22 protein-coding genes are annotated in these 23,983 nt (G+C 71.5%); 15 read left to right on the top strand and 7 right to left on the bottom strand.

Translation table 11 applies throughout. The features are described from left to right. Positions 1 to 28: 28 nt before the first annotated feature. Positions 29 to 2,356, top strand: coding sequence for a putative bifunctional diguanylate cyclase/phosphodiesterase (locus NAG42_RS38380; protein WP_250037273.1), 2,328 nt, complete (start codon positions 29 to 31; stop codon positions 2,354 to 2,356). On the opposite strand, the gene gnd is transcribed toward NAG42_RS38380, so the two are convergent. Continuing rightward, a complete protein-coding gene (gnd, locus tag NAG42_RS38375) occupies positions 2,353 to 3,792 on the bottom strand; it encodes an NADP-dependent phosphogluconate dehydrogenase (RefSeq protein WP_250037272.1) in 1,440 nt (479 codons plus the stop codon). The two genes, NAG42_RS38380 and gnd, sit on opposite strands and share 4 nt — an antisense overlap. 174 nt (positions 3,793 to 3,966) lie before the next feature. Here gnd and NAG42_RS38370 point away from each other — a divergent pair, with 174 nt between their 5' ends. The 3 genes from NAG42_RS38370 (at position 3,967) to NAG42_RS38360 (ending at position 7,825) form a co-directional block, all read left to right on the top strand. Beyond that, positions 3,967 to 4,281: a type II toxin-antitoxin system PemK/MazF family toxin gene (locus NAG42_RS38370; protein WP_250037271.1), complete on the top strand. Its 315-nt coding sequence runs from the start codon at positions 3,967 to 3,969 to the stop codon at positions 4,279 to 4,281. A 167-nt stretch (positions 4,282 to 4,448) separates the two neighbouring features. Then, the gene (locus tag NAG42_RS38365) at positions 4,449 to 5,924 is read left to right on the top strand and encodes a PP2C family protein-serine/threonine phosphatase (RefSeq protein WP_250037270.1); all 1,476 of its coding nucleotides are present in this window, start codon (positions 4,449 to 4,451) and stop codon (positions 5,922 to 5,924) included. Between the two features lie 20 nt (positions 5,925 to 5,944). Further along, on the top strand, positions 5,945 to 7,825 hold the full coding sequence (locus NAG42_RS38360; RefSeq protein ID WP_250037269.1) for a diguanylate cyclase domain-containing protein: 1,881 nt from the start codon (positions 5,945 to 5,947) through the stop codon (positions 7,823 to 7,825). Here NAG42_RS38360 and NAG42_RS38355 read toward each other — a convergent pair. After that, on the bottom strand, positions 7,779 to 8,696 hold the full coding sequence (locus NAG42_RS38355; protein ID WP_250037268.1) for a ricin-type beta-trefoil lectin domain protein: 918 nt from the start codon (positions 8,694 to 8,696) through the stop codon (positions 7,779 to 7,781). The genes NAG42_RS38360 and NAG42_RS38355 overlap by 47 nt on opposite strands. Positions 8,697 to 8,922: 226 nt before the next feature. On the opposite strand from NAG42_RS38355, the gene NAG42_RS38350 reads away from it, so the two are divergent. The 5 genes from NAG42_RS38350 to NAG42_RS38330 all read left to right on the top strand — a co-directional run bounded on the left by NAG42_RS38350 (position 8,923) and on the right by NAG42_RS38330 (position 13,524). Further along, positions 8,923 to 10,176: an erythromycin esterase family protein gene (locus tag NAG42_RS38350; protein ID WP_250037523.1), complete on the top strand. Its 1,254-nt coding sequence runs from the start codon at positions 8,923 to 8,925 to the stop codon at positions 10,174 to 10,176. 57 nt (positions 10,177 to 10,233) lie between these two features. Then, positions 10,234 to 10,575: an ArsR/SmtB family transcription factor gene (locus NAG42_RS38345; RefSeq protein WP_250037267.1), complete on the top strand. Its 342-nt coding sequence runs from the start codon at positions 10,234 to 10,236 to the stop codon at positions 10,573 to 10,575. Next, the gene (locus NAG42_RS38340) at positions 10,572 to 11,030 is read left to right on the top strand and encodes an SRPBCC family protein (protein ID WP_250037266.1); all 459 of its coding nucleotides are present in this window, start codon (positions 10,572 to 10,574) and stop codon (positions 11,028 to 11,030) included. Before NAG42_RS38345 ends, NAG42_RS38340 begins: the two co-directional genes overlap by 4 nt. Before the next feature lie 539 nt (positions 11,031 to 11,569). Continuing rightward, positions 11,570 to 11,728 (top strand): hypothetical protein, encoded by a 159-nt coding sequence (locus NAG42_RS38335; RefSeq protein WP_250037265.1) that lies wholly within the window; start codon positions 11,570 to 11,572, stop codon positions 11,726 to 11,728. 188 nt (positions 11,729 to 11,916) lie between these two features. Further along, positions 11,917 to 13,524, top strand: a complete 1,608-nt coding sequence (locus NAG42_RS38330; RefSeq protein ID WP_250037264.1) for a methyl-accepting chemotaxis protein — start codon at positions 11,917 to 11,919, stop codon at positions 13,522 to 13,524. Positions 13,525 to 13,609: 85 nt separating this feature from the next. On the opposite strand, the gene NAG42_RS38325 is transcribed toward NAG42_RS38330, so the two are convergent. Next, positions 13,610 to 14,035 (bottom strand): nitroreductase family deazaflavin-dependent oxidoreductase, encoded by a 426-nt coding sequence (locus tag NAG42_RS38325; protein WP_250037263.1) that lies wholly within the window; start codon positions 14,033 to 14,035, stop codon positions 13,610 to 13,612. Between the two features lie 188 nt (positions 14,036 to 14,223). Here NAG42_RS38325 and NAG42_RS38320 point away from each other — a divergent pair, with 188 nt between their 5' ends. From NAG42_RS38320 to NAG42_RS38305, 4 genes are all read left to right on the top strand, one after another. Next, entirely contained in the window at positions 14,224 to 14,418 is a 195-nt protein-coding gene (locus tag NAG42_RS38320) for a hypothetical protein (RefSeq protein ID WP_250037262.1), read from the top strand. An 87-nt stretch (positions 14,419 to 14,505) separates the two neighbouring features. Further along, positions 14,506 to 14,862: an ArsR/SmtB family transcription factor gene (locus NAG42_RS38315; protein ID WP_250037261.1), complete on the top strand. Its 357-nt coding sequence runs from the start codon at positions 14,506 to 14,508 to the stop codon at positions 14,860 to 14,862. Then, entirely contained in the window at positions 14,859 to 15,335 is a 477-nt protein-coding gene (locus NAG42_RS38310) for an SRPBCC family protein (protein WP_250037260.1), read from the top strand. The genes NAG42_RS38315 and NAG42_RS38310 overlap by 4 nt, the downstream gene beginning before the upstream one ends. Beyond that, positions 15,322 to 15,912: a TIGR03086 family metal-binding protein gene (locus NAG42_RS38305; protein ID WP_250037259.1), complete on the top strand. Its 591-nt coding sequence runs from the start codon at positions 15,322 to 15,324 to the stop codon at positions 15,910 to 15,912. The genes NAG42_RS38310 and NAG42_RS38305 overlap by 14 nt, the downstream gene beginning before the upstream one ends. On the opposite strand, the gene NAG42_RS38300 is transcribed toward NAG42_RS38305, so the two are convergent. After that, positions 15,902 to 16,945 (bottom strand): dienelactone hydrolase family protein, encoded by a 1,044-nt coding sequence (locus NAG42_RS38300; protein ID WP_250037258.1) that lies wholly within the window; start codon positions 16,943 to 16,945, stop codon positions 15,902 to 15,904. The genes NAG42_RS38305 and NAG42_RS38300 overlap by 11 nt on opposite strands. Before the next feature lie 191 nt (positions 16,946 to 17,136). Here NAG42_RS38300 and NAG42_RS38295 point away from each other — a divergent pair, with 191 nt between their 5' ends. Continuing rightward, positions 17,137 to 18,450: a GlnX family signal transduction membrane protein gene (locus NAG42_RS38295; protein WP_250037257.1), complete on the top strand. Its 1,314-nt coding sequence runs from the start codon at positions 17,137 to 17,139 to the stop codon at positions 18,448 to 18,450. A gap of 10 nt (positions 18,451 to 18,460) precedes the next feature. Beyond that, positions 18,461 to 19,507 carry a phosphate ABC transporter substrate-binding protein PstS gene (gene pstS / locus NAG42_RS38290; protein WP_250037256.1) on the top strand — a complete coding sequence of 349 codons (1,047 nt, stop codon included), beginning with the start codon at positions 18,461 to 18,463 and terminating at the stop codon, positions 19,505 to 19,507. A gap of 8 nt (positions 19,508 to 19,515) precedes the next feature. On the opposite strand, the gene NAG42_RS38285 is transcribed toward pstS, so the two are convergent. The 3 genes from NAG42_RS38285 to NAG42_RS38275 form a co-directional block, all read right to left on the bottom strand. Continuing rightward, positions 19,516 to 21,516, bottom strand: coding sequence for an ABC transporter permease (locus tag NAG42_RS38285; protein WP_250037255.1), 2,001 nt, complete (start codon positions 21,514 to 21,516; stop codon positions 19,516 to 19,518). Further along, positions 21,513 to 22,988: an extracellular solute-binding protein gene (locus tag NAG42_RS38280; protein ID WP_250037254.1), complete on the bottom strand. Its 1,476-nt coding sequence runs from the start codon at positions 22,986 to 22,988 to the stop codon at positions 21,513 to 21,515. The genes NAG42_RS38285 and NAG42_RS38280 overlap by 4 nt, the downstream gene beginning before the upstream one ends. A gap of 160 nt (positions 22,989 to 23,148) precedes the next feature. Next, a complete protein-coding gene (locus NAG42_RS38275; RefSeq protein ID WP_250037253.1) occupies positions 23,149 to 23,919 on the bottom strand; it encodes an IclR family transcriptional regulator in 771 nt (256 codons plus the stop codon). Positions 23,920 to 23,983 lie beyond the last annotated feature (64 nt).

Here is a 23,983-nt window from a genome sequence, read left to right as displayed (position 1 = left end):
ATTACCGACCGGGGAGCCGCAGACACCCATGACCGAACCCGTGGGAACGGCCGACCGGCGAACCGCCGTCCGGCGCGCGGGAAGCGGGCTCACGCCTCTGCTGATCGCGGCGATCGCCACCACGGCGGTCGCCGTGTGGCTGATGGTGCGTGACGCGCACGACGTGATTCTGGGTTACGTCGGTAGCCCGATCGCCATGCTGGCCGCGGCCTGGTCGCTGCAGCGGCTGGGCGCGATGGTGATGCTGCCGCGCGTGGTGCGCGCCTTCTGGCGTCAGCTCGCGCACGCCGCCGCCATCCTCCTGATCGGCTCGGGCGCTGCCCTGGCTTTGGCCAACAACAACGCCGGGATGAACCCGTTCGTCGCCGCGCCGCTGCTGACCGGCATGTTCTGGGCGATGTCGGCCTTCCTGCGACTGCCGATGGGTGACCGGACGCCGCTGGGCTGGGCCCGGGTCGTGCTCGACGGCGCCACCGTGGCCGTCTCCGGCGGCCTGGTCTTCTGGTACGTCGTGCTCAGCTTCGCGCAGTCCGGCACCGACCTGGTGACCCGGACCCTGGCCGCCACGGTCGGCGTGGCCGGCCTGCTGTGCCTGGTCGTCATCGGCAAGACCGCCGCCCGCCCGGACGGCCCGGTCGACTCGCTCGCGCTGCGCCTGCTGACCGTCGCCCCGGTGACCGCGGTCGCCCTCGCCGTGCTCCTCATCGCCGGCGACGACTTCTCCCGCCTGCTGCTCTCGGTGCTCGGCAGCCCGTTGGTCGCCGTCTCGTTCACCGCCGCCGCCTACCGGCAGCGCCGGGTGCTGGGCCGCCCCGCCCCGGCCGCCGCTGTCCGGCGCCGCCGCTCGGCCTACGAGCTGCTCCCGTTCATCGCCATCGTCGTGACCGCGGCCCTGGTCACCACCGTCTCGGCCCAGCGCATGGACGGCCGGGAGCGCGCCGTGATCGTCGGCGCGGTGCTGATCACCGCGCTGGTTGTGGCCCGCCAGCTGATCGGGCTGAGCGACCACCGGCGCATGCTGGCCGGCCTGCGCGAGCAGCAGGCCGAGCTGGAGCGCCTGGCCCTGACCGACCCGCTGACCGGGCTGGCCAACCGCTCCCGGTTCAGCGCCGCGCTGTCCGAGCGCCTGGCCGCGCACGAGCCGGCCACCGTGCTGCTGATCGACATCGACGACTTCAAGACGGTCAACGACACCATGGGCCCGGCCGTCGGCGACCTGCTGCTCTACCAGGTCGCGCAGCGGTTGCAGCGCACCCGGGCCGAGGTCGACCTGCCGGCCCGGCTCGGCGGCGACGAGTTCGCCGTGCTCCTCGACATCGAGGAGGAGGCCTCGGCCGAGGCGGCCGCCGACCGTCTGATCCAGGCGCTGGCCGAGCCGTTCCGGGTCGGCGAGCACCTGCTGCTGGCCCACGCCAGCGTGGGCGTGGCGATCGCCGGGTCCGGCGAGACCGCCGACGAGGTGCTGCGCAACGCCGACATCGCCATGTACGCGGCCAAGGAGGGCGGCAAGGCGGCCTGGACCCGCTTCGAGCCGCGGATGCGCCAGGACGTCGTCAACCACGCCCGCCTCGGCAGCGAACTGCACAACGCGATCATCCGGCACGAGCTGTTCCTGCTCTACCAGCCGGTCTTCGACATCGTCACCGGCCGCCTGCACGGCGCCGAGGCGTTGGTGCGCTGGAAGCACCCGACCCGCGGGTTCGTCTCACCGGGCGACTTCATCCCGGTCGCCGAGCGGTCCGGCCTGATCGTGGCGCTCGGTTCGTGGGTGCTGCGCGAGGCCTGCGATCAGCTCGCCCGCTGGCAGCGGGAGCACGGCGAGGGCGCGATCCAGGCGATCAACGTGAACGTCGCGGTGCGCCAGCTGCGCGAGTCGGGCTTCGTCGACGAGGTCGCGGCCGTGCTCAGCGAGACCGGCCTGCTGCCGCGCAACCTGGTGCTGGAGGTGACCGAGTCGTCGGTGGCCGACGGCCGGCAGGTCCGCGAGACCCTGCACGCGCTGCACGAGATGGGCGTACGGCTGGCCCTGGACGACTTCGGCACCGGCAGCTCGTCGCTCAGCCTGCTGCGGGCCTTCCCGGTCGACGTCCTCAAGCTCGACAAGTCGTTCGTCGACGGGATCGCCGACGGCGAGGACCGGGGCCGCCTGGCGGTCGCCGCCGCGGTGGCCCAGCTGGCGGAGTATCTGCAGCTCAGCGCGGTGGCCGAGGGCATCGAGAGCGAGGCCCAGCTCGACCGCCTGCGCGACATGGGTTACCGCCTGGGCCAGGGCTTCTTCATGTCCAAGCCCATCCCGGCCGACGAGGCCGGCGCGCTGATGAGCAGCGAGCCGGCCCCGAAGGTGCCGGTCTACTAGGCGTCGATCTCCTTGCGGTCGTCGGTGGCCCAGAGGGTGTGGAACGAGCCGTCCTTGTCGACGCGGTGATAGGTGTGGGCGCCGAAGAAGTCGCGCTGGCCCTGGATCAGGGCGGCCGGCAGTCGCTCGGCGCGCAGGCCGTCGTAGTAGGCCAGGGCGGACGCGAAGCCCGGCGCGGGGATGCCCTGCCGGGCGGCCGTGGCCACCACGCGGCGCCAGGCGTCCTGGGCGCCGCTGACGGCGTCGAGGAAGTACTGGTCGACCAGCAGCGTGGTCAGCTCGGGCGACTTGTCGTAGGCCTGCTTGATGAAGTCGAGGAACTTGGCGCGGATGATGCAGCCCGCGCGCCAGATCTTCGCCATCGCGCCGGGGTCGATGTCCCAGCCGTACTCCTTGCTGGCCGCCTGGATCTGCTGGAAGCCCTGCGCGTACGCGACGATCTTGGAGGCGAACAGCGCCTGCTCGACGTCGGCCTGCAGGTCGCCCTCGTGCGCGCCCGCGGTCGCCACCGGACCGGGCAGACCGGCCTCCCTGGCCGCCGCCCGCACGTCGGCACCGCCGGACAGCGCCCGGGCGAACACCGACTCGGCGATGCCGCTGACCGGCACCCCGAGGTCGAGGGCGGCCTGCACGGTCCAGCGGCCGGTGCCCTTCTGCTCGGCCTGGTCGAGCACGATGTCGACGAACGGCTTGCCGGTGGCCGCGTCGTTCTGCTTGAGCACCTCGGCGGTGATCTCGATCAGGTACGACCCCAGGCGTCCCTCGTTCCACCCGCGGAACACGTCGGCGATCTCCGACGGCGTGTGCCCGCCGACCTGACGCAGCAGGTCGTAGGCCTCGGCGATGAGCTGCATGTCGGCGTACTCGATGCCGTTGTGCACCATCTTGACGAAGTGCCCGGCGCCGTCCGGCCCCACGTGCACGCAGCACGGCTCGCCGTCGACCTTGGCCGAGATGTCCTCCAGCAGCGGTCCCAGCGCCTGGTACGACTCCACCGAGCCACCCGGCATGATGCTCGGGCCGTGCAGCGCGCCCTCCTCGCCACCCGAGACGCCGGTGCCCACGAAGTGCAGGCCGCGCTCCTTGAGAGCCGCTTCGCGCCGGCGGGTGTCCAGGAAGTGCGCGTTGCCCGCGTCGATGAGCATGTCGCCCTCCTCGAGGAGCGGGGCGAACTCCTCGATCACGGCGTCGGTCGGCTTGCCGGCCTTCACCATGATGACCACGCGGCGCGGGCGCTCGAGGCTCGCGACGAAGTCCTCGGCCGACTCGGACGGGAGGAACGTGCCCTCGTCACCGAACTCCTCCACCAGCTCCTTGGTGCGGCTGTAGGAGCGGTTGTGCACGGCCACGGTGTGCCCGTGCCGGGCGAAGTTGCGAGCCAGGTTCCGTCCCATCACGGCGAGGCCCGTGACCCCGATCTGTGCCTTCTCCGACATCATTGACACCCTTCCCTAGCAGCGAGCTACGCCGCCTATTCTTACGGTTCCGTGGCGGTCAGGGTTCACCCCCGTTCCACGTGGTGGGCTCGCAGGCGTTTTGCGCCGGTGTGCCTCGCGGTGACCTAAGATCGCGCGGCGGTAGGGTTGACCCATGCCGACCGGGACGCGCCTGTGAAGCGCGGTGAGATCTGGACGATCGGCAGCCCCACCGACCTGCGCTATCGCGTGCTCGTCCTGTCCGGCGACGCCTACAACGAGCGCAAGAACGCCTCGCCCTTCTGCGCGCCGATCGTCCGTCAGCGGGGCGCCACCGAGCTCCCGCCGTTCGCGGTGCCGCTGACCGAGCAGGACCCGATCACCGGCGTCGTGGTGATCAATCGGATGCGCCGCATCCCGGCCGAGGTGGGTGCGGAGCGCATCGGCATGGTCACCGGCGCCAGCATGGCCCGTCTGGCCGACGCCATGCGGTCGCTGTTCGAGCTCTGAGGCGGGCCGTTCAACCCTCGACGCACTCCATCGGGTCACCCCCGGTCGGGTGACCAGTGCGACGTCACGCCGCAGGTCGCGACCGGTCGAGATGAACGGCCGATGACGACCCCCTCCCCACTGGCGTATTCAAGAACCGGACAACGAAGCCCTGGGGAGGACGCAGAGTGGCACAGGCGTACGCGGCGGCGGTGGAAACCCCCCGCCCGAGCGCACCGGCCGCAGCCGGTGAGGCGGGCCGCCTCACGATCGAGCGTGCCGTCGGCCTGCTCGCCGGCCGGGCCCGATGCCGTCTGGCCGACGCCCACCGCCACCTGCTGCGGATGGCCGCCGAAGAGGACCGCGGCCTGCTCGAGGTCGCGACCGGGGTGATCCGCATGCTCGACGTGGCCGACGCCGACAGCTCGATCCCGGGTTTCGACACCGTCCGGGTACCGCAGCAGATCGGCGGCATCGCCGACCGGCTGGCCAGTACCGAGCGCCTCGGCAACCTGGGCTGGGGCGAGTGGGATCTGATCACCGGCGAGATCTTCTGGTCCGACCAGCTCTACCGCATCTACGAGCGCGACCCGCGGCTCGGCCCGCTCGTTCCGGGCGCCGACCCGAACGCCCTGGCCGAGGACGAACCGCTGCGGGCCGCGGCCAAGGCCCAGCTCGCCCGGGGCGACCGGGTCGACCTGGTCACCCGGATCCGGGTCAACGGGCGGATCAAGCACCTGCGCACGGTGGCCGACGCGAGCCGGGACGCCGACGGCCGCCCGCTGCGCGTCTACGGCATCGTGCAGGACATCACCGCGCAGGAGGCCGGGGCCGAGCGGCTGGCCGAGGTCGAGCGCGAGCTCGTCGAGCAGCGCCGCAGCCTGGCCGCCGAGCACGAGCTGGCCGGCCGGCTGCAGCGGATCATCCTGCCCATCCCCGACGGCCCGCTCGTGCTCCCCGGACTCAAGGTGGCCCTGCGCTATCTGCCGGCCGGGCAGGAGAGCCTGGTCGGCGGCGACTGGTTCCACGCGGCCGAGCTGCGGGACGGCTCGGTGCTGCTGGCCGTGGGCGACGTGGCCGGGCACGGCACCCAGGCGGCCACCACCATGGCCCAGCTGCGGCACGCCCTGCGCGCGCTGGCCGTCACCACGAGCTGCCCGGCCGAGCTGCTGCGGCACCTCAACACGCTGACCTGCGAGCTGGCCCGGGAGACACCCGAGCTGGCCTCCACCGCCGTGGTGGCCCGTTTCGACCCGAACCGCAACGAGATCGTCTGGGCCCAGGCCGGTCACCCGCCGCCGCTGCTGAGCCGCGGTGGCCGCACGGCCCCGCTGGAGCGTCCGGCGGGCCCGATGCTGGGCGTCGTCGACGACGCCACCTATGCCACGGCCCGGCTCGGCTTCCACATCGGCGACGTCCTGCTGCTCTACACCGACGGGCTGGTCGAGCACCGCCGGCGCGGGCCCGACGACGGCCTGGCCTCGGTGATCGCCACGGTCGACGAGGCCGTGCGGGCCTCGCCCGGTCAGCCGCTGGCCCAGCTCCTGGCGCGCCTGCGCCAGACCAACCCCGACGACGACACGTGCATCCTGGCCGCCCGGCCGGTTACCGGAAAAACCCAGGACCTGCGGCGATATCTCGCATCTACCACCTGGAACGCCTGATTCGGGAGATCATGGCGGCCGTGGGGGGTCGTACGTTCGGTGTCCTGTCGCCCTTCGTCGGGGGCGATTACTACGGGACCATCATCTCCGGGGCGAACCGGGCCGCCGTGTCCCGGGGCGACCGGCTGCTCGCGCTGCAGACCCTCGACCCGGGCTCGTACAACGCCGACCGCAGCGGGATTCCCGACTACCGCCGGCCGGTCGCCTGGGGCCACCTGGCCGGGGTTCTCGTGGTGGCCGGGGCGGTCTCCGAGTCGTACGCGCAGTCGGCCCTCGCCGCCGGCCTGCCGGTGGTGACGATCGGTCACGAGATGGCGGGCTGCTCCGCCGTCTTCGCCGACAACAGCGGCGGGGTCCGGGCCGCGGTCGTCCACCTGATCGAGCACGGTCACGAGCGGATAGCGTTCGCCGGGCACCTCGCCCACCACGACGTGCGGGAAAGGCTCCAGGGCTACGAGAGCGCGCTGATCGAGCACGGCCTGACCCCGCCGCCGGACCTGCTGCTCGACGCCGGCGACAACCACGAGAGCGGCGGTGAGCTGGCCGCCGGACTGCTGTCCGCCTCGAGCCGGCCGGCCACGGCAGTGGTCTGCGGCACCGACCGCAACGCGATAGGTCTGATCCGCCGTGTGACCGGGCTCGGCCGCCGGGTTCCCGGGGACCTCGCGGTGATCGGCTTCGACGACCTGGCCGGCGCCATGTACATGAGGCCCAGCCTCTCCACCGTGCGCCAGCCCTCGGACCTGATCGGCGCGGCCGCGATCCGGCTGCTGGCCGAGCTCCGGGCCCAGGCGGGCGCGACCCCGGCCGTACGCCGGGTGCCGACCACCTTCGTGCGGCGCGACTCGTGCGGCTGTCCGCCGAGTGGCCTGCCGATCACCGAGGATCTGACCCGATACCTGTTCGACCAGGTCTGCAGCCTCCAGCAGACGCTGAACATCCAGCACGAGCTGGGCATCGACCTGCTCGGCGCGCACGACCACGACCCGCGCGAACTCGGCTGGCTCAAGCGCACCACGGCCTTCGCCGGCTCGCTCGGCCTGTGGCGGGACGGCGCGGTGCCGGCGCTGGACACCGAGCTGTGCATCGAGGGCGAGTACCCGGCCGGGCGTGAATCGGCCGGCGCCACGATGCCGGTCAGTGAGTTCCCGCCGCCGGAGCTGTTCGAGCTGGCCGACGGCATGGCCGGCGAAGCCGTCTTCGTGGTGCCGGTGCGCAGCGCCACCCGCGACTGGGGGATGCTCGCCGCGGTCGGCCACATCCAGCAGAGCACCCCACCCGGCAGCGAGATGATGAACCAGTCGGGCGCGCTGCTGTCCGCCGCCCTCGACCGCCGCGCGATGGTGGCCGCGCTGCGCGAGCAGGAGCAGCGACTGCGCGACGCGGCACTGCACGACCCGCTCACCGGCCTGCCCAACCGGGTGCTGCTGGCCGACCGGCTGCGTCAGGCCGGGCTGCGGGCCACCCGCAAGGCCGGGCACCGCTTCGCCGTCCTGCTGCTCGACCTCAACGGCTTCAAGGCGGTGAACGACTCCCTGGGCCACGCGGCCGGTGACGTGCTGCTCATCGAGGTGGCGCAGCGGCTGACCGCCCTGTTGCGGGAGTCGGACACGGTGGCCCGCCTCGGCGGCGACGAGTTCGTGGTGCTGCTCGACGGCTTGCCCGCCGAGGGGGCCGAGAAGCTGGTGCGCGACACCATCGCCGCCCGGCTGACCGAGCCCTACCTGATCGACGGCGGCCGGGTCTCGGTCGGCGTGAGCATCGGCGTCGCCCTCAGCCGCGGCGGCGACGCCGGCCCGGAGGACCTGCTGCGCGAGGCCGACGCGGCCATGTACCAGGCGAAGCAGAGGCGTCCTAGGGCAGCGACCAGTTCTGGGTCGTGTCGCCCGAGCACGCGCTGACGGTGGTCGTGCCGCCCAGCCGGCCCGGGTCGGTCAGGCAGCCGCCGCCGGACGCGTTGATCAGCGTGCCGTCCGGCCCGGAGCGCCACTGACCGGCGTCGCCCTCGCCGCAGCCGGCGATCCGCACAGTGTTGTCGCCGGTCGACTGGGCGCACTTGTCGCCCACCTTGAGCGTGCCGTCGGTGGCCAGGGTGAAGGTCTGCGCCGACACCGCCATGCAGGTGCTCACCTGCACCGGGCTGCCGTTCCCGCCGAACAGCCCGCCCCGGGCCAGGCAGCGGCCGCCGGCCGAGGTGATCTTGCCGGTGCGATCGGACGCGGGCGGGACGAGCGTCGGATCGGCGGCCGGCGGAGTGGCGCTCGTCGGCGGGGCCGCGGAGCCGCTCGGGACGACCGGCACCAGCGGTTGCAGTGACGCGCCGGCCGAGACCGGGACCGAGGCCGAGATCGACGCGCTGGGGGAAGTGCTCGCCGACGCGCCGGCTGAGGCCGGTGCGGACGGCGCGACGCTGCGGATCTGGTCGAGCGGCGCCTGACCCGGGGCCGCGGGCAGCGCGACGCCCGGCCGCGGCAGCTCGGGATCGGCGGCCGGACCGAAGACCAGGTAGCCGACCACGCCGAGGGCGACCACGACGCCGCCGGCGAAGATCCCGGCCCGGGCCATGGGGTGCAGCGTGAGCCGGGACTTGCGGGGCGCGGGAGCCTCGTCCTCGACGGCCGGCTGGACGAGGGTGTCGTCCTCCTCGACCGGGAGCGCGGCCTCGTCGGGCCAGGTCTCCGGCTGCTCGTCGGGCGCCCGCTCGGCTTCGGCGACCGCCTTCACGTACGGCCGCACCAGCACGGGATCGTCGCGCTTCTCGTCCTCGGCCATGGCTCCCCTATGAAGATCGCGGTCCACGGTGGACCGGTAGCAGAACATACGCCATATCAGCCCCTTTCGATCAGTCGATACCGGACTTTAACCGTACGTAATGGCGTGATGATCGATGAGGCATGAAGATCTCCATGAGCCGCCCCCTGGGTCGCGATCGCGGCCTGAGATCCGCCGGGCGAAAGTCCGACGTATGGGAAAAATCGTCCCGGGGTACCTCGTCCCCATGCACCGGTACGGGGATGAGGTCGCGGCGATCGCCCGGCCCCTGGTCGACGACGGGGACCTGGACGTCCTGCTCGACCGGGTGGGCGACGCCCGGGTCGTGATGATCGGCGAAGCCAGCCACGGCACCCACGAGTACTACGTCTGGCGTCAGGCGCTGACCCGGCGGCTGATCGCGGAGCGTGGTTTCTCCTTCGTCGCCGTCGAGGGGGACTGGCCGGACTGCGAGCGGGTCGACGCGTCCGTCCGGGGCTCCGGCGCGACACCGATCGAGGCCCTGCTCGGTTACGAACGGTGGCCGACCTGGATGTGGGCCAACGAGGAGGTCGCCGACTTCGCCGACTGGCTGCGCGGCCACAACGCCTCGACCGACCGGAAAGCGGGCTTCCACGGGCTCGACGTCTATTCGATGTGGGAGTCGCTGCGCGAGATCCTGACCTGGCTGCGCGAGCACGACCCCGAGCAAGTCGACTCCGCTCTGGCCGCCTATCACTGCCTGGCCGCGTACTCCGAGGATCCGCAGTCCTACGCGTGGGCGACGAAGTTCCTGCGGGCGAGCTGCGAGGACGACGTCGTCCGCATGCTCCTCGACCTGCGCGGCCGCGACCTGCCGGTCCGGCAGAACGCCGAGGTGGTCGCGGGCGCCGAGCACTACTACCGCGCGATGGTCCGGGGCGGCCCGGACGCGTGGAACGTGCGCGACCGCCACATGGATGCCACCCTGGCCCGGCTGCTCGACCACTACGGCGACGGCTCCCGCGCGGTCGTCTGGGCCCACAACACGCACGTCGGCGACGCCCGGGCCACCGATCAGGCCGCGCTCGGCGAGGTGACGATCGGGTCGCTGGCCCGCGAGCGCTTCGGCGCCGGCCAGGTCGTGCTGGTCGGCATGGGCAGCCATCGCGGCTCGGTCATCGCCGGCCGCACGTGGGGCGGGGCGATGACCCAACTGCCCGTGCCCCCCGGCCGTCCCGGCTCGCTCGAGGACATCCTGCACGCCACCGCGCCGCCGCAAGCGCTGTTCGTCTTCCCGCCGCTCGGCGAGCGTCCCGACCTGCTGGTCGACGCGCTGCCGCACCGCGCGATCGGCGTCGTCTACCGCCCCGAGCAGGAACAGCTCGGCAACTATGTGCCGTCGGTGCTCGGCGACCGCTACGACGCCTTCCTGTGGTTCGACGAGACCCGGGCCCTGCGTCCGCTGCATCCGCTTCACGTGGACACGCACGAACTGGAGACGTACCCGTCCGGGGTTTGACATCCTGGCGATCCGGCGTACTGTTCAACCCATCAGTTTATAAACCAGGTGGTTGTCATGCCGGATCCCATCGACGGTGTCTTCGCCGCCCTCGCCGACCCCACGCGCCGCGCGATCCTCGCCCGGCTCGCCACGGGCGACGCGACCGCGGGGGAGCTGGCCGCCGACTTCCCCATCACTGCTCAAGCCGTCTCCAAACACCTCAACGTGCTCGAGACGGCCGGCCTGATCGTCCGCACCCGCGAGGCGCAGCGGCGCTGGTGCCGCATCGTCCCCGCCCAGGTGCGCTCGGTCGCCGACTGGGCGGCGCAATACGAACGGTTGTGGGAAGAGCGCTACGACGCACTCGACGACTACCTCGGCCGGCTGCAGCAGCCGTCGACTCAGGAGGAATCATGAGCATCAACATCCAGACCCCCACCGACACCACGCTGGTCATGAGCCGCAGTTTCGCCGCGCCGCGCGAGCTCGTCTGGGCCTGCCACACCCAGCCCGAGCACATCCGCCAGTGGTGGGGCCGCGGCAACCCGCTCGACGTCGACATCGACTTCACCGTCGGCGGCAAGTGGCGTTTCGTCGAGACCGCCGACGGCAGCGAGCACGCCTTCCGCGGCGAGATCAAGGCCATCGACGCGCCCCACAGCTTCACGTGGACCTTCGAATACGAGCCGATGGCCGGCCACATCCTCACCGAGCAGTACGTCTTCACCGAGGAGGACGGCAAGACCACGGTGACCTCCACGTCCACCTTCGACTCCCAGGCCGACCGCGACGGCATGATCGAGTCGGGGATGGAGGGTGGCGCCGAGCAGTCGTATGCCGCTCTGGACGCCTATCTGCTGAAAATCAGCTGACGTCCTTCATCGACGTCGGCTGGTCAAGTGCAACATCAACCGCAACGTCAAATGCAGGACGTCGTGGCGGGGTGGTGGGTGCGGATCGCTGCTCACGCCGAGGGCCCGGGCGGGGCGAGCAGGGCGCTGGCGCGCCCGAAACGCTCACCCCACCCGGGCGACCTGCGTGAGCCCCACGCCCCAACCCCAACCCCACGCGGCACCACGCGGGCCCCCGCGCGGCCGATCCGACCCCCGCGCGGCCGATCCGACCCCGCGCGGCGCGATCGGGACTGGCCGCGCGCGGGGCGATCGGAACTGGCCGGACCGGTCAGCAGCGCGGACGGGGAATCCCGGGTCCACCCGCCGATCGCAGCGCCGAAGTGGCTGTCTTCGTCCGCTACCCGTCCGAGGATGAGCGCATCACCATCGCCGATGAGCGCCGAGCCGGCAGCTCGATCCGGGCATCGCCGAGCTGCTGGGCCGGGCGCCGTCCACGAATCAGCAGGGAGGTCAACCGCAACCACGCCGGGCTCGCGGGTCGCGATGGTGACCTGAGCATGAGCGCCCACAACCGGACGGCCATCGGCATTCTGGTCGAGCGCAGCACCCCGCTAAGTCCCTCCTCGTCCACCTGCCGCAACGCCGCACACTTCCGCGACCAGCTCATCGTTGCCTTGTCGATCCTCGCGGCAGAGCTGCGGCAGTCGCCGGCCTGAGATCAGCCGTCGAGTGGGACGGCCCCGGCCAGAGGTTCACTCGGTTGCTCACCCGAGCCGCACGATCGAGTATCGGCGTCGGCGATGGGCATCGAGCGCCGCGCGGAACCGAAATGGCCCAGCGGCTCAGTTCTGGGCCCGGCGGACCGACGGGGGAGAAGAGGGTTCTTATCGGCAAGGAGTGCCACATGGGTGACGCCGGGAGCGCAGCAGGCCGGGGCGGATGGTTCGCCGACCTGCGGGTCCGCACGAAGATCCAGATCGGCATCGGGATCGCCGCGCTCGCCGCGGTTCTGGTGGGGCTCACCGGGCTGCTCACGATCTCCGAGTTGAGCAGCAAGAACGAGGCGCTCTACACCGACAACGTCGCGCCGCTGACGTCGCTGGCGGCCATGTCGCGGCAACTGCAGGCGATCCGGTCCCGTTATCTTGAGTACGGTGTGGCCTCGGCGGCGACCAGGCAGAAGCTGGGCGAGCAGATCGCCGAGCGTGACGGACTGCTTCAGACAGCGCTGGACGAATACCGGCCCGGCGCTGTCGACGTGGCGACCGTGGACTCGTTCGAGCAGGCTTACCAGGACCTGACCGCCACGGCCCGGAACACGTTGATCCCGTTGGCCACCAAGCGCGACGTCGCCGGGTTCGCGACCGCCTACCGGGAGACGTTCCTGCCGCAGATGACCGTGGCGGCCGATGCGGTCGAGGCCGAGAACGAGGCTCAGCTCGCCGAGGCGGCGCAGCGGGCCGTGAACAGCCGGGAATCGGCTTCGTCCGCGCGGCGGACCCTGATCATCGTGTTGGTCGTCGGGGTGCTGGCCGCGGTTCTGCTCGGCGCCTATGTCTCCCGGGTCATCGTCCGGCGGCTCGACAAGGTCAAGGCGTCGCTCACCGCGATGGCCGGCGGCGACCTGACGGCCAAGGTCGACGTCCGTGGCCGCGATGAGGTCGGTCAGATGGCCGCGATGCTGGCGATCGCCCAGCAGCAGACGCGCGACGTCGTCGCCTCGGTCGGCAGTGCGGCGCAGAGCCTGTCCGCGGCGGCCGAGCAGACCTCGGTCATCGCCAACCAGATCAGCGAGGGCGCGGCGACCGCATCGCAGCAGGCACGGGTCGTCTCGCAGGCGTCGGACGAGGTGTCCCAGAGCGTCAGCACCGTGGCCGCCGGTTCGGAGGAGATGGGTTCGGCGATCGCCGAGATCGCCCGCAGCGCCAACAGCGCGGCCGAGGTCGTCGGCAAGGCCGTCGGGATCACCGCGTCGGCCAACCAGACCATCGGTACGCTCGGCGAGTCCAGCCGGCAGATCGGCGACGTCATCCGGGTGATCACGGCGATCGCGGAGCAGACCAACCTGCTGGCGCTCAACGCCACCATCGAGGCGGCCCGGGCGGGCGAGACCGGCAAGGGTTTCGCCGTCGTCGCCGGTGAGGTCAAGGACCTCGCGCAGGAGACAGCGCGCGCGACCGAGGACATCGCCCGCCGCGTCGAGGCGATTCAGGGCGACAGCAACCAGGCGGTCGCGGCGGTCGGCGAGATCAGCGCGATCATCGGCCACATCAGCGACTACACGACCACGATCGCCTCGGCTGTCGAAGAGCAGAGCGCCACCACCGCCGAGATGAACCGCAACGTGGGCGAGGCGGCGAACGCGACCGGCCAGATCAACCAGAGCATCACCAGCGTCGCCGAGAACGCCCGCACCACGGCCGAATCAGTCGGCGACGCGCAGCGGTCCGCGGCGGAGCTGTCCCGCATGTCCAGCGATCTGCAGGCGGCGGTGTCACGCTTCGTGTACTGACGGAGCCAGGCTGATCATCGACGACGGCAGGAGCCGCGGCTGTTCAGCCGCGGCTCCCGTGGCGTCATCGCGGTGGCGATGGGTGCTATGCGACTCGCTCGGCGTTGACGCGGGTCACGGCGACCACCGGGATCGTCCGGGTGGTCTTTGCCTGGTAGTCAGACCAGCCCGGGTTGTCGGCGGCTGCCCGGGTGAAGGCCTTGTCGCGGTCCTCGGCTGTCAAGGGTTCGGCCTGGGCCTCGTACGTCTCGGAACCGGTCTCGATCGTCACCCGTGGATCGGCTCGCAGGTTGTGGAACCAGTCGGGGTGATGCGGAGCGCCGGCGGCGGAGGCGATCAGCAGGATGCGGTCGCCGTCGCGCAGGAAGCCCAGGGGAGTGGTGTGGAGTTTCCCGGAGCGGGCGCCGCGGGTGGTCAGGAGGATGAGCTCGCTGCCGGCGAAGGGGCCGCCCACGCGTCCGCCGTTGGCTCGGAACTCGTCGATGATCTGCTGGTTGAAAGGGTTCGGCATAGGTCGCTTTCTGTGTGTCCCGGAACGGAAAGTGCGCTGGGAGAACAGAAAGCGGTGGCGGGCCTCGAGCCCGGCCGCGCATCAAGCGCCGGCCGGGTGCCCCACTCGGTAATGGCCCAAGGCCGACCCGGCAGTCACGGCGACAACCTACCCCACGCCGGCGAGGGCGTGCTCGTAGAGTCTGGGGCGTGAAACGGGGCGAAGTGTGGCTGGCCGAGCTGGACGGCCCTCAGCCGGTCGTCCTGCTGGGACCGGCGGGCCACGTCTTCTGCACCTGGCGGACGCACCTGGCCGCCGAGCACCTCGTGGCCCGGATCGGGGTCTTGTCGGCGGCGAAGATGAGCCGGTTGACCACCGCCCTGCGTCTGGCCGAAGACGCGTAGAGCTGCCCTTTCAACCTTTCGGTTGACGCCGTGGGCGGAGCCGACTACGTTGACTTTCAACCGGCAAGTTTAAAGCTTGGAGGTGCCGTGTCCGCAGACGAGCTGTCCCTGGTGTTCGCGGCGCTCGCCGACCCCACCCGGCGCGACCTGGTGAGCCGGCTCGCGGCCGGGGACGCGACCGTCAACGAGCTCGCCGAGCCCTATCAGATGTCGCTCCAGGCGGTCTACAAACACCTCAAGGTGCTCGAGGACGCCGGGGTGGTCAGCCGGCGACCCGGGCCGCAACCCCGGCCGGTGCGGCTCGAGGCCGAGGTCTTCGACCTCATGGACAAGTGGATCGAGCGATACCGGCGCCAGGCCGAGGAGCGTTACCGCCGCCTCGACACGGTCCTGGCCGAGATGGACGAGCAACCGATCGACGAGCGGAAGGGAAATGTGGCGTGAGGACCGAGACCGCGATCGAAGCCGATCCGCAGCTGCCGATCATCCGCCTGACCCGCGACTTCGCGGCCACGCCGGGGCAACTGCTGCGGGCGCACACCGACCCCGAGCTCTTCGTGCGGTGGATCGGGCCCAGCTCGCTGGAGACGCGCGTCGACCATTGGGACGCGCGCACCGGCGGCAGCTTCCGCTACGTGTCCGTGCGTGACGGCGAGGAGTTCGCGTTCCACGGCTGCTTCCACGAGATCCGGCCCGACCGCATCGTGCAGACGTTCACCTACGAGGGCGACCCCGACGGCGTGTCGCTGGGGACGCTGTGGTTCACCGATCTCGGCCACGGCCGCACCCGGCTGCACGCGCAGTCCCTGGTGGAGAGCTTCGAGAGCCGGGACGCGTGGCTCCGCAGCGGCATGGAGGTCGGCATCAACGAGGGTTACACCAAACTGGAGGAGCTGATCACCCGTGACGCTGTCTGACAATCCCGCCGAGCGGCACCGGGAGGTCGGTGGGCTGTTCACCGACCGCGTCCGGGGCACCCGGTCCTGGGACGTGCCGTCCCCGGTCGCGGCCTGGACCGCCCGTGACGTGGTGCGCCACCTGGTGGAATGGTTCCCGCCGTTCCTGGAGGGCGGTTCCGGCGTACGGCTTCCGGCCGGCCCATCGGTCGACGACGACCCGGCCGGCGCCTGGCAGGCCCACGTCGACGCCGTGCAGGCGCTGCTCGACGACCCGGCCACCGCCGACCGGCGGCTCACCAACCCGCACATCGGCGAGTTGCCACTGGACCAGGCAGTCGACCGGTTCTACACCACCGACATCTTCATGCACACCTGGGATCTCGCCCGGGCCACCGGCCAGGACGACCGCCTCGACCCCGAGTTCTGCGCCCAGTTGCTGGCCGGGCTGGAGCCGATGGACGAGATCCTGAGGTCCTCCGGGCAGTACGGTCCGCGGGTCCCGGTCAAGGACGACGCCGACGCTCAGGCCAAGATGCTGGGCTTCATCGGCCGTGATCCCGAGTGGACGCCCCCACCGGCCGGCGTCACCGGCTGAGGAGCGTGGCTTCGCGAACCTCGGGGTAGGCGGGCGCCTGCCACGTCTTGCCCCGGGTCGCGGCCCGCAGGAACGTTCCGGTGTAGTCGATCGTGATGGCCAGCGCGCGGCGGCCGTCGATGGTGCCCAGCGGCAGAGTCCGGCGCAGCGGTGCCGCCACCCGGTAGGCGGCGAAGTCGGTGAACGACAGCCGGCCGGCGCCCGCCACGGTGAAAGCCCGTCCGGCCGGGGCGGCGGTGGTGCCCGCGTTGAGCAGCAGCAGCGGGCGGCCGAGACCGTCCGCGGCCGCGGCACCTCCGGGAGCGCCGTCGAGCGAGACGGCGCCGGCGCAACGACCGTCGAGCCGGCAGGCCTCGATCGCCGCGGTGCCGCCCAGCCCGTGACCCACGTACGCGATCTCGGCCCGGTCGGCCCGGGAGCCGAACTGCAGGGCGGCGCGCTGGGCGGCGAACCGGGCGTCGGCCGCCCACACCGCGACCAGCTGGTCGGTCCGGCCCGACGCGGACCCCGCGGCGCTGGCCGCCACCGGCCGGCCGTCGATCACGGTCAGGCGTGAGCTGTAGGTGGGGGTCACGCCGACGACCAGGTTGCCCCGCGCGGCCAGGCCCGACGCCACCGCCGCGTACTGGGGGGCCGACAGACCCAGGTCGGGCAGCAGCACCACGACCGGAAAACGTCCCTGGGCCACGGGTGTGCCGTCCCGCGTCCCGGTGCGTACGCGGTCCAGCGCGGTCGACGCCCAGCCGAACCGATGCAGGCCGGCCCACTCGCCCGGCGCGTAGTCCGACTCGGGTCCGCGGGCGCCGGCCGCCGCCGGATACCAGACCCAGGCCGCCAGCATCCGCGGCGTGCCGCCGAGCGGCGCGAACTGGTCGGTGCGGGAGCGGTCGACCCACAGGTCGGTCAGGCGCCCGACCGGGCCGGACGGCGCGAGGCTGACCGCGCGCTGGGACTGCACCCGCGCGTACGCCAGGAGGCCCGCCACCGCCGCCGCCACCATGACCGTTGCCGCCAGGATCCGCCCGATTCGCACCGATGCATTGTGGCGCGCCGATGGCCGTCGCGCTCGGCCGGTCCCGCCCAGCGGCCCGCCCGAGCCGGGCGAAAGCAATTCGGCGACATCACCGAAGGGTCTTCAAGAATGGCGCATGGACGCCAGGTTAACGGCCGGAAATGGCGATTCCGGCTATTCGCGGAATTGCCTGGGTCCCTTATCTTGGGGCCGTGTCCGCAGTGACCGGGTCGCCCGTGCTGAGCCCTCCGAGGCCGATCTCGACGGCGCGCCGGGACACTCCGGCCCAGCTGCGCCGGTGGGTCGTGGTCTCCGTCCTCACCGCGGCCGTGCTGCTCCTCGCGGCCTGTCTGGTCATGGCCCGGGTGCAGCAGCAGGCTCGCATCATCGGCGACCAGGCCGCTCCGCAGGCCGCCAACGCCGCCGACCTCTACTTCGCCCTCAGCGACCTCGACGCCCAGGTCGCCCGGCTCGTCCTCACCTCCGGCCGCGATGAGCTGGCCGGCAGCCGCGTCGACGCGCTCGGCACCTATCGGGAACGCGGCCGCCAGGTCGACGAGAGCCTGCAGCGCTCGCTGACCACGGTGACCGGCGACGGTGAGCGCGCCATCGTCCTCGAGCTCCTGCATGGTCTCGGGTCCTACCGCGAACGGGTCTGGCAGGCGCTGACCGCCGGGCCGTCCGCCGCCGGCTACTACACGCAGGCCACCAACGTGCTGCACCTCGACCTGCTCCCGGCGGCCACCAGACTGCGCGAGGCCAGTGAGAAAAGGCTCGACGACGCGTACGGGTCCCAGCGCGCGACCGAGATCGCCGGAGTGACGATCGCGGTGCTTCTCGGTGGCGCCCTGCTGATCCTGTTGATCGGCCTGCAGGTGTTCCTGGCCCGCCGCTTCCGCCGTCTGCTCAACCCGGCGCTGATCACGGCGACGGCGTTGACCGTGCTGCTGCTCGTCCCGATGGCCGCCGTCCTGATCCTGCAGGGCCAGGTGCTGAGCCGGGCCCGCGACGAGAGCCTGATCCCGTTCCTCGATCTGACCCGGGCCCGCGCGATCAGCTACGACGCCTCGGCCGACACGTCGCGCTACCTGATCAGCAACCGCCTGGACCTCTACCGGCAGGACTTCGATCGCAAGGCCGGCGGGCTCGAGGCGGGGGACAGCGGCCTGCCGGCCGTGGCCGGCGGCCGGGACGTCGGCCCTGATAGCACCGAGCAGGTGGTGCGGCGCTGGCAGGCGTACCGCGCCGGGCACGAGCGGATCGTCAAGCTGGCCGACGCCGGTCGGAAGGCGGAGGCGATCACCGCCCTGACCGGCATCCGGCGCGGCGACGCGTCGTTCGACTTCGCCTACTTCGACGCCGCGGTCGCCGGCATCACCGCGTCGCGCCGGGACGACTTCGAGGTGGCCGTGCGTGACGCCCGGGTACTGCTGACCGGCTGGCCGTTCGTTCCGGCGGTCGTGCTGGGCCTGGTGATCCTGCTGGTGCCCCTGTCGGTCCGCCGACGCTTTGCCGAATACCGCTGAGGAGGCTGCCATGAAGATGCGGGTGATCGCCGCGGCCGCCCTGCTGCTCGGCATCGCGGCCTGCGACTCCGCGAGCACCGTGGACCGAGCCTCCCTCGACTGCGCCCCGGGCTCGATCACCGCCCAGGGCTCGTCGGCTCAGGCCAACGCGGTCAGCGCCTGGATCAAGGACTACCAGGTCGGCTGCGCCGAGGCGACCATCGAGTACGCGAGTGTGGGCTCGGGCGACGGCCGCCGCGGCTTCTATGCGGGCACCGGCGACTTCGCCGGCTCCGACTCCCCGGTCGCCCCCGGCGAGCAGGCCCGGGCGACCGCTCGGTGCCGGGGCCCGGTGCTGCACCTGCCGATGGTCGCCGGGCCGATCGCCCTCGCCTTCACCGTGACCGGGGTCGACGACCTGCGGCTGTCGCCGGCCACGATCGCCCGCATCTTCACCGGCCGGATCACCCGGTGGAACGACCAGCGGATCAAGGCCGACAACCCGGGAGTGCCGCTGCCGGGCACCGTGATCCGCCCGGTCCACCGCTCCGACAGCTCCGGCACGACCGACAATTTCACCAGGTTCCTCGCGGTCACGGCGCCGGGCGAGTGGCGGCTGTCGTCGGGATCGGCTTGGCCGGCCAAGGGTGGCGTCGCCGCCGAGGGCAGCAACCGGGTGGTGTCCGCGATCGAGCGCACCGACGGCGCCATCGGCTACGTCGAGGCGTCGTACGCCCGCTATGCGAACCTGCCGACCGCACGGGTCGGCAACGCCGCCGGCGAGTTCGTGGCCCTGAGTGACTCCGCGGCGGCCCGCACGGTGGCCGGCGCCGAGATCGTGGGCACCGACGGCGACCTGCGCCTCGAACTCGATTACCGGATCGGCGACCCGCTGGCCTACCCGCTGGTTCTCCTCACCTACGAGATCGCCTGCCGGCAGGGCACCTCCGCGCTGGCCAAGAGTTTCCTGGCGTACGCGGCGAGCAGCGACGGCCAGGACACGGCCGCCCGCGCCGGCTTCGCCCCGCTCCCCGAGGAGCTCCGGGCCCGGGTGGAGCGCTCGGTCGCATCGCTCTGAGACCACGGTCAGCCCTTCACCGCTCCGGCGGTCAGTCCCTCGGTCAGGAAGCGCTGCCCGAAGGCGTACATGACCACGACCGGGATGCTCACGAGCAGCGACGCCGCGGCGAGCTGACCCTGGGGCACGACGTCCCCGGCGATCATCGACTGCATTCCGACGGGGAGCGTCTTGTACTCGTCCTTGGTGATGAACACGAAGGCGAAGAGGAACTCGTTCCACGCGTTGGTCAGGGTGAACAGCGCGACCGCGAGCAGCCCCGGCTTGGCCAGCGGCAGCACCACCCGGCCGAACGCCTGGACCCGGGAGCAGCCGTCGACCAGCGCGGCCTCCTCCAGCTCGACCGGGATCGACGCGAAATACCCGGCCAGCAGCCAGGTGGCGAACGGCAGCGTGAAGGTCGGGTACGTCACCACCAGCGACCACAACGAGTCGGTGAGCCGCGCCCCGATGAGCAGCTGATACAGCGGGATGAACAGCAGCGCACCCGGCATCACGTAGGTCAGCAGCACCGTGACGGTGAAACCCTGCGCCCCGCGGAATCGCAGCCGGGCCAGCGCGTAACCGCCCAGCACGGCGCAGATCAGAGCCACCACAGTCGACGCACCCGAGACGAGAACGGTGTTGAGATACCAGCGGCCGAACGGCTGGTTGGTGAACAGGGCGCCGAACTGCTCCAAGCTCCACGGCGTCGGCCACAGGTCGTTCATCCGGGTCACGACCTGGCCCTCGGTCTTGAAGGCGGTGACGGCGATCCAATAGATCGGGCCCAGCACGAAGGCCAGCAGCCCGGCCGTCGCCACCCCGGAGCCGAGGCCCGACACCAGCGACGACGCCCGGCGACCGCCCCGCGCCCGCAGCGTCGAGACCACCCGGCCGACCGCCGCCGCGATCAGCAGGATCACGCCGAGGACCACCGCCGCCTTCCAGAAGATCTGCGGCGACGCCCAGAACAGCAGGCCGGTGAAGGCCGCGGTGAGGACCCACGGCAATGACCGGCGCACCGGTCCGGGCGGCCCCGGCGGGGCGTTGCCGGCGTCCTGGCGCAGCAACCGGACCAGGAAGAACACCAGCCCGCCGATGATCGGCAGCATGACCAGCGTGACCGCCGCCCCGGCGCCGTACTGCAGCTGGAGGATCGCTTTGGAGTAGGCCACGAGCACGTACGGCGCGGTCACGTCACCCGGTCCGCCCTGGGTCAGCAACCAGACCAGGTCGAAGTTGTTGAACGTCCAGATCGACGACAGGGTCACCGTCACGGTGATCACGTGGCGCAGCCCGGGCAGCGTCACGTGGGTGAACCGCTGCCACGCCGAGGCACCGTCGATGGTGGCCGCCTCGTACTGGTCGGCCGGGATCGCCTTGAGCCCGGCCAGGAAGCAGATGGTGAAGAACGGCACCCCCTTCCACACGTTGACCAGGATCACCGACGGCATGGCCAGTGACGGGTCGGACAACCAGCCCGCGGGCCAGCTGTCGACCAGGTGCGCCGAGGCCAGCAGCGGCCCGATCCCCGACGCGGTGAGCAGGGCGTTCACACTGCCGAAGATCGGGTCGAGCAGCGAGCGCCAGCTGAACGCCGTCACCACCGTCGGCACCACCCACGGGATCAGCAGCAGCCCGGTCAGCAGGGCCCGCCCGCGGCGCCGGTTGTGCAGCAGCAGGGCGGCGGCCAGCCCCAGGACGACCTTGAAGATCTCGGCGTACGCGGTGAAGACGAACGAGTTCACCACGCCCGTACGGAATTGCTCGTCGCCGGCCAGGGCGAGGTAGTTGCCCAGCCCGACGAAGACGCTGTCCGCCCCGTGCCGCTCGGTGGTGCTGGTGACGATCGACCGGACGATCGGGACGAGGACGAGCACGCCGACCAGCGCTGCCGTGGGGGCCAGGAACAAGGCCGCCAGCCGCCAGTCCCGGCCCAGCCGCCGCTGGGTCGTCGTGAGCGAGCCCGGCCCCGGCGGCGAGGGTGCTCGCTCGACCGGGGCCGGCCGTTGACGAACCGACCTCACTGCGGCAGCCCCTGCTGGGCGAAGATCTGCACCATCTTGGCGTGGGCCGCCGTCACCGCCTGGGCCGGCGCCGCGCCCTGCACGACCTGCTGCATCATGTCGGTGAGGACGTAGGCCGCGACGACGGCCTGCTGGCCGGCACTGGCCTTCTGCGGGAAGTTCAGGCCGTTCTTGGTGGACAGCGGCAGCTTCTGCTGCGACATGGTGCGCACCATCGGGAACGCCGGGTCGCCGCCGGTGAAGTACGGGTCGGCGTCCCAGACCTTCTCCCAGGCGGGCATCACCAGGCCGGGCGCTTGTTTCGACACCCCGACCAGGGCCGGCGCGCTGACCAGATACTGCGCCAGGAGCTTGGCCAGATCCGGGTTCTTGGCTCCCTTGAAGACGACGAAGCCCTGCGACTGGCCGAGCAGCAGGGACTTGCCGGTCGCCGGTCCGATGCAGTCGGAGAAGACGTGGGTCTTGTCGTAGACCGGATTCTTCTTGGTCCGGGAGTCCGCGTAGACGCTGAAGCTGTTGCGGGTGTAGCCGAGGACCCCGGCCAGCCAGTTCTCGTTGTTGCTGGTGTCGGTCCAGCTGGCCACTCCCGGCGGCAGCATCGGCTGGTACTTCGGGTTGGTGTAGACGTCACCCAGGAAGGTCACCGCCCGTACGGTCTCGGGGGAGTCGAACGTGACCTTCCGGCCGTCGTTGGCGGTGATCGCCCCGCCGTACGAGTTGATCAGCGCCTCGATCAGGCCGTTGCCGTCACCGGAGCGGTTCACCGTCATGCCCCAGCCGAACCGGCGTTTGCCCGGGTCGGAGATCGCCAGGCACAGGTCGCGCAGCTCCTCCCAGCTGTAGACGTCCTTGGGGGTGATGCCCTTCTCCTGCATCCAGTCCTTGCGCAGGAACGACCCGATCCCGATGAAGTGGTAGGGGATCGCGAACCACTTGCCGTCGAAGACGCAGAAGTTCTTGGCCTCCGCGCACGGTTCGCCGTACTTGGCGGTGAGTGCCTCGACGACGTCCGTCACGTCCTCCAGGTCGCCCAGCGCGTGGAACTGCGCGATGAACCGGGAGTCGGTCATGAACGCCAGGTCACGGGCCACGCCGCCCTTGACCTCGGCATCGATCTTGGCCACCACGTCGCCGGCGTCGGCCTGGACCAGACTGTTCTCGATCTTCGTTCCGGTGGCCTCGGCGAACTTCTTGATCGAGTTGTCGAGCGCGTCGTTGGCCGCGGTCGAATACAGCTTCTGCGACAGCAGTCCCATCGAGGTGCCCTTCGCCCCCGCCGCCGCGTCGAGCAACTCCTTCGGAACGTCCGGCTGCACCTGGGCGGGTGAGTCGGAGGTGCCGCCGCACGCGGCCAGACCGGCCGCGCCGAGCACCCCCACCCCCATTCCCAGAACGCTGCGCCGGGACCACAACGGGTTGTCCCCCATAGCTGGTGCCTCCTTCAACGCCTTCGCGTACTCGTCGTCGGCCACCGCCCCGCCGGGGTGTCGATGGCGCTCGTGGAGTTGCCGCTCGCGGTTCGAGATTTCGAACTCTGTTCGATATATCGTCTGGAGTGGACACGACGGTAGAGACCCAGCACGAGGGGTGTCAATGTTTCGATGCGGATTCTGGCTCGGAGTGGCAGGCCCGCTATCGCGGCGAGGCCACGTGGCCCATCCGGGCGGACAGCGTGGCCGCGCCCTCGCGGACCAGCTCAGCCCACTCCGCGTGCGCCTTCGGGGTCCAGCGGATGATCGGCGCGGAGACACTCATCGCGGCGATGGTGGCGCCGGAATGGTCCCGGATCGCCGCGGCGACGCAGCGCATGGCACTGTCGGACTCGCCGTTGTCGACCGCGACGCCCTCGGCCCGGACGACCTCGAGGTGGGCCCGCAGCCGGTCCGGGTCGGTGATGCTGTCCGGCGTCATGCCCGGCAGCGGGGCATTGGTCAGGATGGTGTCCAGGGCCGCCCGGTCGAGGCTCGACAGCAGGATCTTGCCGACCGCCGTGCAGTGGGCCGGCAACCGCAGCCCCACCCCGGAGACCATCCGGACGGGGTGCGTGCTGTCGACCTTGACGAGATAGACGACGTCGGCGCCGTCGAGCACGGCCACGTGGACCGCCTCGTCGCACGCGGCGGCCACGTCCCGAGCGACCAGCCGTGCCTCGCGGACCAGGTCGAGACGGCCCGCGAACGCCGCGCCGAGCTGGAACACGGGCATGCCGAGCCGATACCGCACCGGCTGACCCGGGACGGCGATCAGGTACGAGCGCGCCACCAGCGTGACGAGCAGCTCGTGGACGGTGGTGCGGGGCAGATCCAGGCGCTCGGCCACGTCGCGAGCCGACAGCTCGGGGCGGTCCAGGAACAGCTCGAGGATGTCGAGCGCGCGAATGACCGCCGGTACCACACGGGGCATGTCGGTAGTCCCTTCGACCTTCGTACGGACCGGCGATCTGAGCGTAACCGCGTCGTCTCCCGCG

The organism is Paractinoplanes maris (assembly GCF_023544465.1).
Classification (GTDB): domain Bacteria; phylum Actinomycetota; class Actinomycetes; order Mycobacteriales; family Micromonosporaceae; genus Actinoplanes; species Actinoplanes maris.
Note: the sequence above shows the minus strand (reverse complement) of the source record. Positions and strands in the feature narration are given on the sequence as shown.